At 70.1% G+C, this 12,104-nt stretch carries 11 protein-coding genes; 8 read left to right on the forward strand and 3 right to left on the reverse strand.

Annotated features, from left to right (window positions below; translation table 11 throughout):
- The first annotated feature begins 52 nt into the window (after positions 1-52).
- The 8 genes from MW290_RS17415 to MW290_RS17450 all read left to right on the forward strand — a co-directional run bounded on the left by MW290_RS17415 (position 53) and on the right by MW290_RS17450 (position 9,160).
- On the forward strand, positions 53-988 hold the full coding sequence (locus tag MW290_RS17415; protein WP_250198969.1) for a LysR family transcriptional regulator: 936 nt from the start codon (positions 53-55) through the stop codon (positions 986-988).
- 120 nt (positions 989-1,108) lie between these two features.
- A complete protein-coding gene (locus tag MW290_RS17420; RefSeq protein WP_250198970.1) occupies positions 1,109-2,098 on the forward strand; it encodes a Bug family tripartite tricarboxylate transporter substrate binding protein in 990 nt (329 codons plus the stop codon).
- A gap of 61 nt (positions 2,099-2,159) precedes the next feature.
- Positions 2,160-3,356: a CaiB/BaiF CoA transferase family protein gene (locus MW290_RS17425; RefSeq protein WP_375142913.1), complete on the forward strand. Its 1,197-nt coding sequence runs from the start codon at positions 2,160-2,162 to the stop codon at positions 3,354-3,356.
- Positions 3,353-4,312, forward strand: a complete 960-nt coding sequence (locus MW290_RS17430) for a hydroxymethylglutaryl-CoA lyase (RefSeq protein ID WP_250198972.1) — start codon at positions 3,353-3,355, stop codon at positions 4,310-4,312. The genes MW290_RS17425 and MW290_RS17430 overlap by 4 nt, the downstream gene beginning before the upstream one ends.
- A gap of 5 nt (positions 4,313-4,317) precedes the next feature.
- The gene (leuC, locus tag MW290_RS17435; protein WP_250198973.1) at positions 4,318-5,766 is read left to right on the forward strand and encodes a 3-isopropylmalate dehydratase large subunit; all 1,449 of its coding nucleotides are present in this window, start codon (positions 4,318-4,320) and stop codon (positions 5,764-5,766) included.
- A complete protein-coding gene (leuD, locus tag MW290_RS17440) occupies positions 5,766-6,404 on the forward strand; it encodes a 3-isopropylmalate dehydratase small subunit (protein WP_250198974.1) in 639 nt (212 codons plus the stop codon). Before leuC ends, leuD begins: the two co-directional genes overlap by 1 nt.
- A gap of 39 nt (positions 6,405-6,443) precedes the next feature.
- Positions 6,444-6,917 carry a (2Fe-2S)-binding protein gene (locus MW290_RS17445; RefSeq protein ID WP_250198975.1) on the forward strand — a complete coding sequence of 158 codons (474 nt, stop codon included), beginning with the start codon at positions 6,444-6,446 and terminating at the stop codon, positions 6,915-6,917.
- An 11-nt stretch (positions 6,918-6,928) separates the two neighbouring features.
- On the forward strand, positions 6,929-9,160 hold the full coding sequence (locus MW290_RS17450; protein WP_250198976.1) for a xanthine dehydrogenase family protein molybdopterin-binding subunit: 2,232 nt from the start codon (positions 6,929-6,931) through the stop codon (positions 9,158-9,160).
- Between the two features lie 5 nt (positions 9,161-9,165).
- Here the strand turns inward: MW290_RS17450 and MW290_RS17455 are convergent, their stop codons facing one another.
- From MW290_RS17455 to MW290_RS17465, 3 genes are all read right to left on the reverse strand, one after another.
- Positions 9,166-10,455 (reverse strand): TRAP transporter large permease, encoded by a 1,290-nt coding sequence (locus MW290_RS17455; RefSeq protein WP_250198977.1) that lies wholly within the window; start codon positions 10,453-10,455, stop codon positions 9,166-9,168.
- A gap of 16 nt (positions 10,456-10,471) precedes the next feature.
- A complete protein-coding gene (locus MW290_RS17460) occupies positions 10,472-10,903 on the reverse strand; it encodes a TRAP transporter small permease (protein WP_250200039.1) in 432 nt (143 codons plus the stop codon).
- Positions 10,904-11,111: 208 nt separating this feature from the next.
- On the reverse strand, positions 11,112-12,083 hold the full coding sequence (locus tag MW290_RS17465) for a TRAP transporter substrate-binding protein (RefSeq protein ID WP_250198978.1): 972 nt from the start codon (positions 12,081-12,083) through the stop codon (positions 11,112-11,114).
- Positions 12,084-12,104 lie beyond the last annotated feature (21 nt).

Raw genomic sequence — 12,104 nt, forward strand, 5'->3', positions numbered from 1 at the left:
ATCGCCGCCAGCGCGCGCTGCCGTCTGGCGCGCCATGGCCGCGGAGATCGCGATGAACCTGCATCGCCTGGACCTGGTGTCCTTGTCCCTGTTCAACCTGATCGTGCGCACCGGCAGCATCAGCCGCGGGGCCGAACGGGCGCACCTGGCGGTGGGCGCCGCCAGCAAGCGCATCTCCGACCTGGAAGACACCGTGGGCGCCGAACTGTTCGAGCGCCATTCGCGCGGCGTCACGCTCACGCTGGCCGGGCAGGCGCTGCACCGCCATGCGCAGCGCATCCTGATGGACGTGGACCACCTGGCGGCCGACCTGTCGGACCATGCCTCCGGCATCGTGGGCGTGGTGCGGCTGGCGGCCATCACTTCGGCGGTGACGCAGTTCCTGCCGACCGATCTGGCCGGTTTCATCGCCGCGCATGCCGGCATCCGCATCGAGCTGGATGAATCCAACAGCCGCGAAGCGGTGCTGGCGGTGGTGGACGGGCGGGCGGACATCGGCCTGTTCGCCGAGCGCACGCCGGCCCTGGGCCTGCAGACGCTGCCCTACCGGCGCGACCGCCTGGTGGTGGTGGTGCCGGCCGGCCATGCGCTGGCGGCGCGGGCGGGCGACGCGCCGCTGGCCTTCGTGGAGGTGGCCGACCACGACTTCGTCAGCCTGCCGCAGGAAACCTCGCTGGCGCAGCGGCTGGCCGCCGAGACGGCCAGCCTGGGCCGCCGGCTGCGGGTGCGCATCCACGTGCGCAGCTTCGACGCGATGTGCCAGATGGTGGCCGCGGGGCTCGGCATCTCGGTGCTGCCCGAAGCGGCGGTGCAGCCGCACCTGCGCTCGATGAATCTGGTGTGCCTGGCGCTCAGCGATGCCTGGGTGCACCGCGAGCTGCTGCTGGGCGTGCGCGACCTGGCCGCGCTGCCGCGGCCGGTGCGCCTGCTGCTGGACCACCTGGTGGCCGGCGCGCCCGCTGCCGCCCCGGTGACACCCGCGGGTTAACCTGGATTTCTCGGTTCGCGAAAGCTGGGCTCGCGAACCGGTCATTCCGCGCCAGGGCGCGGCTTCGCAGAATTTCCGCCAGACGCTCGAACCCCGAAGCGCCACCACGGAGACTCGACGATGCAACCCACCCGCCGCCTGGCCGCCCATGCCGTCACCGCTGCCTTCGCCCTGCTGGCCATCGGCGCCGCCGGCAGCGCCTTCGCTGAAGACAAGTACCCCAGCAAGCCCGTCACGGTCATCGTGCCGCAGGCCCCGGGCGGCGCCAACGACGCCATCGCCCGCATCGTCGCGCAGAAGCTCACCGAGACGCTGGGCCAGCAGTTCCTGGTGGACAACCGGCCCGGCGCCGGCGGCAACATCGGCACCGCCGCGGCCGCCAAGGCCCGCAACGACGGCTACACGCTGCTGCTCACCGTCAACAGCGCGCACGTCATCAACCCGGCGCTGTACAAGTCCACCGGCTTCGATCCGGTGAAGGACTTCGAGCCCATCTCGCCGGTGGCCACGGCCGGCTACGTGCTGGTGGCCAACACCGGCTTCGCGCCCAGGACCGTTGCCGAGCTGATCACCGCCGCCAAGGCCGCGCCGGGCAAGTACACCATCGCCTCGGCCGGCAACGGCACGCTCAACCACCTGATCGGCGAGATGCTGGGCAAGGCTGCCGGCATCGAGCTGACCCACGTGCCCTACAAGGGCGCGTCGGCCGCGGTCACCGACCTGGTGGGCGGCCAGGTGCAGGTGAGCGTGCAAAGCCTGCCGTCCAGCATCTCCTTCATCAAGAGCGGCAAGCTCAAGGTGCTGGGCGTGGTCAACGAGCACCGCGTCTCGGCGCTGCCCGACTCGCCCACCATCGGCGAGACGATCAAGGGCTTCGGCAGCACGCCGTGGTACGGCCTCTTCGCGCCCGCCGGCACGCCCAAGGCCGTGATCACGCAGCTGTCGGCCACGCTGGCCAAGGTGCTGGATGCACCCGACACCAAGGAGAAGCTGGCCACGCTGGGCTGCGAGCCCTTCAAGGGCAGCCCCGAGCAGTTCGCCACCCTGGTCAAGGAAGACCTGCCCAAGTGGGCCCGCATCGTCAAGGAAAGCGGCGCCACCGTCGACTGAGGCGCGCCGCGCCCGCCGCACAACACCGCCAACTGCTGGAGCCAAGCACATGAGCACAGGCATGACCCCCCAAGCCCTGCAAGGCCTGAAGGTCGTGGAGATGGGGCAACTGATCGCCGGCCCCTTCGCCGGCAAGACGCTGGGCGACTTCGGCGCCGACGTCATCAAGATCGAGGCCCCGGGCAGCGGCGATCCGCTGCGCAACTGGCGGCTGATCAAGGAAGGCACCTCGGTGTGGTGGCAGGTGCAGTCGCGCAACAAGCGCTCCGTTGCGCTGGACCTGCGCAGCCCCGAGGGCCAGGACATCGCCCGCCGGCTGATCAGCCAGGCCGACGTGCTGATCGAGAACTTCCGCCCCGGCACGCTGGAAGGCTGGGGCATGGACTACGAGACCCTGTCGCGGGACAACCCCGGCCTCATCATGCTGCGCATCAGCGGCTACGGCCAGACCGGGCCCTACCGCGACCTGCCGGGCTTCGGCTCCATCGGCGAAGCGATGGGCGGGCTGCGCCACCTCACCGGTGAAGCCGGCCGCGTGCCGGTGCGCTGCGGCATCAGCATCGGCGACACGCTGGCCGCGCTGCACGGCACGCTGGGCGTGCTCACCGCGCTGTACCACCGCAAGGTCAACGGCGGCCGCGGCCAGGTGATCGACGTGGCGCTGCACGAGGCGGTGTTCAACGTGATGGAAAGCCTGGTGCCCGAATACAGCGCCTTCGGCGTGGTGCGCGAGCCCGCCGGCTCGGCGCTGCCGGGCATCGCGCCCAGCAATGCCTACCGCTGCGGCGACGGCGGCGTGGTGCTGATCGCCGGCAATGGCGACAGCATCTTCAAGCGGCTGATGAGCGCCATCGGCCGCGACGACCTGGGCCAGGACCCGGCGCTGGCCGACAACGCCGGCCGCGTGCGGCGCGTCGAGGAACTGGACGCCGCCATCGAGGCCTGGACGCTGCAGCGTGGCACCGCGGAGGCACTGGCGGTGCTGGCCGAGGCCCGCGTGCCGGCCGGCCGCGCCTACACCGCCAAGGACATCGTCGAGGACCCGCACTACCAGGCGCGCGACATGATCCTGAAGCAGGCCACGCGCGACGGCTACGAGGTGGACGTGCCCGGCATCGTGCCCAAGCTGATGGGCACACCCGGCGCCGTGCGCAGCGCCGCGCCGCGGCTGGGCGAAGACACCGACGCCGTGCTGGCCGAAGCCGGCTACGCGCCGCAGGACATCGCGGCGCTGCGCAACCGCGGGGTGGTGGCGTGAGCGGTCGTCGTCTGCATATTCAGGAGGTGGGCCCGCGCGACGGCCTGCAGGTGGAGACGCGTTTCGTCGAGACGGCCGACAAGATCGCGCTGGTGGACCTGCTGTCGCAGGCCGGCCTGGCCAAGATCGAGGTCACTTCCTTCGTCAGCCCCAAGGCCATCCCGCAGCTGCGTGATGCCGAGGTGGTGATGCGCGAGATCCAGCGCCGGCCCGGCACGCTGTACACCGCGCTCGTGCCCAATGCCCGCGGCGCCGAGCGGGCAATCGAATCGCGCACCGACGAGCTGAACCTGGTGATGTCGGCCAGCGTGAGCCACAACCTGGCCAACCTGCGCATGACGCAGGCACAGAGCTTCGCCGCGCTGGCCGAGACGGCCCGCATGGCGCAGTCGGCCGGCGTGGCGGTGAACGTGTCGCTGTCGTGCAGCTTCGGCTGCCCGATGGAAGGCGACGTGCCCGAAGCCGCGGTGCTGGACTGGTGCAGCCGCTACGTGGGCGAGCTGGGCTGCGGTGGCGTGACGCTGTGCGACACCACCGGCATGGCCTACCCGACCCAGGTGGAGCGGCTGGCGCAGGCCTTCCGCGAGCGCCACCCGGGCACCGAGCTGACGCTGCACTTCCACAACACGCGCGGCATGGGCCTGGCCAATGTGCTGGCCGGCATCGCGGCCGGGGCCGACCGCTTCGACGCCAGCTTCGGCGGCATCGGCGGTTGCCCGTATGCGCCGGGCGCCACCGGCAACGTGTGCACCGAAGAGGTCGTGCATGCGCTGCAGCTGATGGGCTACGACACCGGCGTCGACCTGGCGGTGCTGCTGCAGGCCAGCCGCCGGCTGCCGGCGCTCATCGGCCATGACATTCCCAGCCAGCTGGTCAAGGCCGGCCGCCGGCTGGACCTGCATGCGCTGCCCGCGGATTTCGACGAGATCCGCACCCGCGCCGAAGCACGAGGTTGAACCGCATGCCCACCACCGCCATACCCGACGCCGCCGCCCCGCAGACCCTGTTCGACAAGCTCTGGCAGCGCCACCTGGTCGAGCAGGCCGACGACGGCGAGGCGCTGCTGTACGTCGACCGCCACCTGGTCTACGAGGTGACCAGCCCGCAGGCCTTCGAGGGGCTGCGCATCGCCGGGCGCCGGCCCTGGCGGCGTTCCACCGTCATCGCCACGGTGGACCACAACATTCCCACCCTCCGGGCCGAGCGCAACGGCATCGACGCCATCCGCGACCCGCTGTCGCGCGAGCAGGTGCGCCAGCTGGACACCAACTGCCGCGAGTTCGGCGTCACGCAGTTCGGCATCGGCAGCCGGCAGCAGGGCATCATCCACGTGGTGGGGCCCGAGCAGGGCGCCACGCTGCCGGGCATGACGGTGGTGGCCGGCGATTCGCACACCAGCACCCATGGCGCCTTCGGGGCACTGGCCTTCGGCGTGGGCACCTCCGACGTGGAGCATGTGCTGGCCACGCAGACGCTGGCGATGCAGCCGATGCGCCGCATGCAGGTGGTGGTGGAGGGCAGGCTGCCGCGCGGCGTCTCGGCCAAGGACCTGATCCTGGCCATCATCGGCCGCCTGGGCACTGCGGGCGGCACCGGCTTCGCCATCGAGTTCATGGGCAGCACCATCCGCGCGCTGTCGATGGAAGGCCGCATGACCTTGTGCAACATGGCCATCGAGGCCGGCGCCCGCGTGGGCCTGGTGGCGGTGGACGACAAGACCATCGCCTACCTGCAGGGCCGGCCCTTTGCGCCCAGCGGCGCCGCCTGGGACGCCGCGGTGGCTTACTGGCGCACGCTGGCCAGCGACGAGGGCGCACGCTTCGACCACGCGCTGCACGTCGATGCCACCACGTTGCGGCCGATGGTCACCTGGGGCACCTCGCCCGAGATGGTGGTGCCGGTGGACGGCCGTGTGCCTGACCCGGCCTACGAGGCCGATCCGGTGCGACGCGCCGGCCTGCAGCGGGCGCTGCAGTACATGGGCCTGCAGCCGGGCACCCGCATCACCGACCTGGCGCTGGACAAGGTGTTCATCGGTTCCTGCACCAATGCCCGCATCGAAGACCTGCGCGCCGCCGCGGCGGTGATCCGCGGCCGGCGGGTGGCCGCCAGCCTGAAGCAGGCACTGGTGGTGCCGGGCTCGGGCCTGGTCAAGGCACAGGCCGAGGCCGAGGGCCTGGACCAGGTGTTCATCGCCGCCGGCTTCGAATGGCGCGAGCCCGGCTGCTCGATGTGCCTGGGCATGAATGCCGACCGGCTGGGCGAGGGCGAACGCTGCGCCTCCACCTCCAACCGCAACTTCGAGGGCCGGCAGGGCGCCGGTGGGCGCAGCCACCTGGTCAGCCCGGCGATGGCGGCGGCCGCGGCCATCGCCGGCCGTTTCGTGGATCTGAGCCAGGAGGTGGCGTGATGGAAGCCTTCAACCGGCTGGACGCGGTGGTGGTGCCGCTGGACCGGGCCAACGTCGATACCGACGCGATCATTCCCAAGCAGTTCATGAAGTCGATCCGCCGCACCGGCTTCGGCGACAACCTGTTCGACGAATGGCGCTACCTGGACCGCGGCGAGCCCGGCCAGGACTGCAGCCGCCGCCCGCGCAACCCCGACTTCCCGCTCAACCAGCCCGCCTACGAAGGCGCGCGCATCCTGCTGGCGCGCGAGAACTTCGGCTGCGGCTCCAGCCGCGAGCATGCGCCCTGGGCGCTGCACGGCTTCGGCATCCGAGCGCTGGTGGCCCCCAGCTTCGCCGACATCTTCTACAACAACTGCTTCAAGAACGGCCTGCTGCCGGTGGCGCTGGATGCAGTGACGGTGGACCGGCTGTTTTCGCTGGTGGCGGCCCGGCCGGGCCTGCGCCTGGCGATCGACCTGCCGACGCAGACGCTGACGCCCGAAGGCGAGGCGCCGATCGGCTTTGCCATCGATGCGCAGCGCAAGCACCGGCTGCTGCACGGCCTTGACCCCATCGGCCTGACCCTGCAGAAGGCCGACGCGATACGCGCCTATGAAGCGCGGCGCCGGGCGCAGGAGCCCTGGCTGTTCGACTGAAGGCCCGACCCCAGGGCCCACCACAAGGAGACAAGGGCGATGCCCACCTTCCAGATCCAGGTCAACGGCCGCCGCCGCCAGGTGCAGGCCGATGCCGACAGCCCGCTGCTGTACGTGCTGCGCGACCAGTGTGAACTGCACGGCCCCAAGTTCGGCTGCGGGCTGGGCCAGTGCGGCGCCTGCACCGTGCATGTCGATGGGCAGGCCATGCGCGCCTGCGTGTACCCGGTGTCGGCGCTGGGCAGCGGCGCGCAGGTCACCACGCTGGAAGGGCTGGGCAGCAGTGCGCGGCCTTCGCCGCTGCAGCAGGCCTTCATCGACGAGCAGGCCGCGCAATGCGGCTACTGCATCAACGGCATGGTGATGCAGGCGGCCGACCTGCTCAAGCGCATTCCCAAGCCCACCGAGGCACAGATCCGCGAGGGCCTGGCGATGAACCTGTGCCGCTGCGGCACGCACCAGCGCATCGTGCGCGCGGTGCAGCGCGCATCGGGCCAGCCGGTGACGGCGTGAAGGGGACCGGCATGGACAAGACCTCGCGCATGCAGCCGGGCCGCCGGCAGTTCCTGTTGTCCTCGGCCGCGCTGGTGGTGGGCTATGCCTGGGCCGGCGAAGCCGCCGCCGCGCCGCCGGCCGCAGCCAAGGTGCTGGACAAGGCCCGCGTGGAAGCCTTCGTGGCGCTGCAGCCCGATGGCCGCGCCACCATCTACACCGGCAAGGTGGACCTGGGCAACGGCTCACGCACGGCCATGATGCAGCTGGCCGCCGATGAGCTGGACCTGCCGCTGGACCGCATCTCGCTGGTGATGGGCGACACCGACACCACGCCCGACCAATGGCTCACCGGCGCCAGCACCACCATCGCACAGGGCGGGCTGGAACTGCGCCGCGCCTGCGCCACCGCCCGTGGCGTGCTGCTGGTGCGTGGCGCCGCCCGGCTGGGCGTGCCGCCCGAGCAGGCCGGCTGCCGTGACGGCCTGGTGTTCGTCAAGACCGATCCGGCGCGCCGCGTGGGCTATGGCGAGCTGGCCGCGGCCGAGCCGCTGCTGCTGGCCGTCGACCCCAAGGTGGCGCTGAAGAAGCCCGCCGACTATCAATGGATCGGCAAGCCGGTGGCGCGGGTGGACATTCCCGGCAAGCTCACCGGCGAGTGGACCTACGTGCACGACTTCCGCCTGCCCGGCATGCTGCATGCGCGGGTGCTGCGGCCGGCGGCCACCGGTGCCACGCTGCTGTCGTTCGACGATGGCGCGGCGCGCCAGGTCAACGGCTTCGTGCGCAGCGTGCGCAAGGGCAATTTCCTGGCGGTGGTGGCCAGCACCGAATGGAGTGCCATCAAGGCCATGCGGGCGATGAAGGTGCAGTGGGGCGCGGCCGAGGCCCTGCCCGAGCCGGCCACGGTGTTCGAGCACTGGCGGCAGCGCCCGCTGGCCAAGCAGGACCTGACGCAGAACGTGGGCGATGCGCCCGCGGTGCTGGCGCAGTCGACGCGCAGGCTCAAGGCCCGCTACGACTTCGCGGTGCAGACGCATGCCTCCATGGGCCCCAGCTGCGCGGTGGCCGAGCTGCGCGACGGACACCTCACGGTGTGGAGCGCCTCGCAGGCCACGCATTCGCTGGTCACCGAGATCGCGCCCATCGTCGGCCTGCCGGCCGAGCGCATCCGCATCGTGTACCTGGAAGGCTCGGGCTGCTACGGCCGCAACGGCCATGAGGACGCATCGGCCGATGCCGCGCTGCTGGCGGTGCTCACCGGCCAGCCGGTGCGCGTGCAGTGGATGCGCGACGACGAGATGGCGCGCTCGCCCAAGAGCCCGCCGCGCTCGATGGACCTGGAAGCGGCGCTGGACGAGTCGGGCCGCATCGTGGCCTGGAATGCCGAGTTCTGGATCGCGCTCAACCACATCGTGGCCTTCAAGCCGCTGGACTTTCCGCTGCTGGCGGCCAGCGACACCGGCCTGCCGCGGCCGGGCAACTGGGTGGGTTTCCTGTTCCAGAACTCGGGCGTGGGTTACACCCTGCCCAACGTGCGGGTGAACACCCGACATGTGGAGAAGGCCTTCTTCCGCAGCGCGCACCTGCGCAGCCCGGGCCGCATCGAGAACACCTTCGCCAACGAGAGCTTCATCGACGAGCTGGCCTTCGCGGCGCAGGCCGACCCGGCCGAGTTCCGGCTGCGCCACCTGCAGGACCCGCGCGGCATCGCGGTCGTCCGGCAGGCCATGGCGCGTGCCGGATGGTCGCCGCGGGTGGGCATCCAGCCGGCCGCGGCGGGCCAGGCCGAGGTGGCGCGGGGCCGGGGCATCAGCTACCTGCGCTACAGCAACAGCAGCACCTACGTGGCGGCGGTGGCCGAGGTGGCGGTCAACCGCAAGACCGGCGAGATCCGGGTGGAGCGGGTGTGCGTGGCGCACGACTGCGGGCTGGTGGTCAACCCCGACGGCACGGTGAACCAGGTGGAGGGCGGCACCATCCAGACCGTCAGCCGCACGCTGATGGAGGCGGTGCAGTGGAACACCCGCGAGGTGCTGTCACGCGACTGGGCCAGCTACCCCATCCTGCGGCACGACCAGGTGCCGCGGGTGGAGGTGGACCTGATCGACCGGCCCGACCAGCCCACCTACGCGGCCGGCGAGCCCACGCCCTGCGCCATCCCGGCGGCCATCGGCAATGCGGTGTTCGACGCCACCGGGGCCCGGCTGCGCGAGGTGCCCTTCACGCCGGAGCGGGTGAAGGCCGCGCTGGCGCGGGCCTGAGCCGGTCAGCGGAACATGTTGGGCAGCCAGAGCGAGAAGGCGGGCACGTAGGTCACCAGCATCAGGCACACGGTGAGGGCGCCGTAGAAGGGCAGGATGGACCGCATGACCTCCCCTACGGAGACACCGCCGATCGCACAGCCCACGAACTGCGTGGTGCCCACCGGCGGCGTGTTCAGGCCCAGCGCGCAGTTGATCAGCATCATGATGCCGAACTGCACCGGGTCCATGCCGAAGTGCTGGGCGATGGGCAGGAAGATCGGCGTGCAGATCAGGATGGTGGCCGCCATGTCCAGGAAGGTGCCCAGCACGAACAGCAGCACGTTGATCATCAGGAAGATGACCCAGGGGCTGGTGGTCACCGACTGCATCAGCTCGCCGGTCTTCTGCGGCACCTCGTACAGCGCCATGAAGTAGCCGAACGCCGAGGAGATGCCCATCAGCAGCAGCACCACGCCGGTGGTCTTGCAGGCCTTGGCGCAGGCCTTGAGAAAGTTCTCGAAGCTCAGCGTCTTGTAGACCAGCGCGGTGACCAGCAGCGCCCAGAACACCGCGGTGGCGGCCGATTCGGTGGCGGTGAAGATGCCCGACAGGATGCCGGCCAGGATGATCACCACGATCAGCAGGCCGGGCAGCGCGCCCAGGAAGGACAGCAGCACCTCGCGCCAGCCGGGGAAGCGGCCGTGCGTGGCGTAGCCGCGCTTGACGGCCACGTAGTAGGCGGCGGCCAGGTTGCACAGGGTCAGGATCACCGCCGGGATGACACCGGCCAGGATCAGGCTGAACACGCTGACCGAGGCGATGCCGGTGGTGGCCAGCGTGAAGATGATCAGGTTGTGCGAGGTGGGCATCAACGCGCCCACCAGGGCCGCGTGGGTGGTCACGTTCACCGCGTAGTCGGCGTCGTAACCCTCCTTCTTCATCAGCGGGATCATCACCGAGCCCATGGCCGACACGTCGGCCAGCGGCGAGCCGGCGACGCCGCCGAACAGGGTGCAACCCAGCACGTTGCTCATGCCCAGGCCGCCACGCACATGGCCCACCACGCTGTTGGCAAAGCGCACGATGCGATCGGCAATGCCGCCGTACAGCATCAGCTCACCGGCGAACACGAAGAACGGGATGGCCAGGAAGGAGAAGATCTGCATGCCGCCCACCATCTTCTGGAAGACGATGGCGATGGGCATGCCCGAATACAGCACGGTGGCGATGGACGCCAGGCCGATGGAAAAAGCCACCGGCACGCCCAGCAGCAGCAGCAGGCCGAAGACGACGGAAAGTACGGTCAGTTCCATGAGGGGCTCCGCGGCTTCAGTGCCAGGCAGGCAGCACGTCTTCGCCGGCGATGAGGGCCAGGATGTGCTCGATCGAGAAAAGGACGATGAGGGCGCCGGCCACCACCAGGGCCAGGTAGTCCAGGCCCACGGGCACGCCCATCATGGGCTTGATGTCGGTCCACTTGAGCACCGTCCAGGTCCAGCCGCTCCAGCACATGATGGCGCCGAAGAGTGCCACCAGCCCGTGGATCAGGATCTCGATCTTCAGCCGCACGCCATCGGGCAGCAGCGACACCAGCGACTCCAGGCCGATGTGGCCGGCATCGCGCACGCCCACCGCCACCCCCAGCGCGGTGACGTACAGCACCAGCTGCAGCGCCAGGCCTTCGGCCCAGGTGGGGGTGTCGTTGAAGACGTAGCGGCCCACCACCTGGTACTGCACGCAAACGATGATGGTGATGAGCATGATCACCGCCCCGATCAGGCTGGCCTTGGACAGCCAGGCACACAGGCGGTTGAAGGCGTGGTCGGCCTGCGGGCGCTGCGCGCCGTCGGGATCGGTGGCCGGGGCCACCGGGCTGACGGCGGCGGTGGTGGATGCACCGTGCACGGTCGCGGAGACCGTGCCGGCGCCGGTGGGCAGGGCGGTGTTCATGCTGCGGTGGCGCTGGGGCTTACTTGTTGTCCTGCACGGCCTTGACCAGGCGCTTCAGGTCGGGCGTGGTGATGAACTTGGCGTACACCGGCGCCATCACGGCCTGGAAGGAGGCCTTGTCCACGCCGTCGACGATGGTGGCGCCGGCGGCCTTGACGGTGGCCAGCGACTTGGCTTCCTGCTCGTCCCACTTCTGGCGCTGGAAGCCCACCGATTCCTTGGCGGCGGCGCGGAACAGGTCCTGGTCGGCCTTGGGCAGCTTGTCGAACACCACCTTGGACATGACCAGCATCTCGGGCGCCATCGAGTGCTCGGTGCGCGAATAGAACTTCACCGCCTCGTAGTGCTTGAAGCCTTCGTACGACGGGATGTTGTTTTCGGCGGCGTCGATCAGGCCGGTCTTGAGGCCGGTGTACACCTCGCCGATCGGGATGGGCGTGGCGTTGGCACCCATGGCGCTGATCAGCGACACCCACAGGTCGGACTGCTGCACGCGGATCTTCAGGCCCTTGGCATCGGCCACGCTCTTGATCGGCTTCTTGCTGTAGATGCTGCGCGCGCCGCTGTCGTAGAACGCCAGGCCAATCAGGCCTTCGGCTTCGCAGCCCTTGAGGATCTCTTCGCCGATGGGGCCGTCGAGCGTCTTGCGCATGTGCTCGATCGAGTCGAAGAGGAAGGGCATGGTGGGCACCAGCGTCTTCGGGCAGATGGAGTTCAGCGCGCTGATGTTCACGCGGTTGAGCTCCAGCGCGCCGATCTTCACCTGGTCGATGGTTTCCTTCTCGGTGCCCAGCGCGCTCTTGTTGAAGACCTTGATCTTGTACTTGCCGTTGCTCTGCTTGCTGAGCACGTCGCTCATGTGGCGCACGGCGGCCACGGTGGGGTAGTCGTCGCTGTTGTGCACGTCGGCCGAGCGGAACTCGACGGCATGCACGGCGGGGGCGATGAAGGCGGCGGCGATGAGCGCGGCCAGCAGCAGGGGTTTACGCATCGGTCAGTCTCCTGGGGGTGG

It is taken from the genome of Aquincola tertiaricarbonis (assembly GCF_023573145.1).
GTDB lineage: Bacteria > Pseudomonadota > Gammaproteobacteria > Burkholderiales > Burkholderiaceae_C > Aquincola > Aquincola tertiaricarbonis_B.

What these genes read in the sequence shown, in the direction of transcription:
- MW290_RS17415 (WP_250198969.1), top strand. Translation starts at nt 53, where the DNA reads ATGAACCTGCATCGCCTGGACCTGGTGTCCTTGTCCCTGTTCAACCTG.
- MW290_RS17425 (WP_375142913.1), top strand. Translation starts at nt 2,160, where the DNA reads ATGACCCCCCAAGCCCTGCAAGGCCTGAAGGTCGTGGAGATGGGGCAA.
- leuD (WP_250198974.1), top strand. Translation starts at nt 5,766, where the DNA reads ATGGAAGCCTTCAACCGGCTGGACGCGGTGGTGGTGCCGCTGGACCGG.
- MW290_RS17445 (WP_250198975.1), top strand. Translation starts at nt 6,444, where the DNA reads ATGCCCACCTTCCAGATCCAGGTCAACGGCCGCCGCCGCCAGGTGCAG.
- MW290_RS17455 (WP_250198977.1), bottom strand. Translation starts at nt 10,455, where the DNA reads ATGGAACTGACCGTACTTTCCGTCGTCTTCGGCCTGCTGCTGCTGCTG.
- MW290_RS17465 (WP_250198978.1), bottom strand. Translation starts at nt 12,083, where the DNA reads ATGCGTAAACCCCTGCTGCTGGCCGCGCTCATCGCCGCCGCCTTCATC.
- MW290_RS17420 (WP_250198970.1), top strand. Translation starts at nt 1,109, where the DNA reads ATGCAACCCACCCGCCGCCTGGCCGCCCATGCCGTCACCGCTGCCTTC.
- leuC (WP_250198973.1), top strand. Translation starts at nt 4,318, where the DNA reads ATGCCCACCACCGCCATACCCGACGCCGCCGCCCCGCAGACCCTGTTC.
- MW290_RS17450 (WP_250198976.1), top strand. Translation starts at nt 6,929, where the DNA reads ATGGACAAGACCTCGCGCATGCAGCCGGGCCGCCGGCAGTTCCTGTTG.
- MW290_RS17460 (WP_250200039.1), bottom strand. Translation starts at nt 10,903, where the DNA reads ATGCTCATCACCATCATCGTTTGCGTGCAGTACCAGGTGGTGGGCCGC.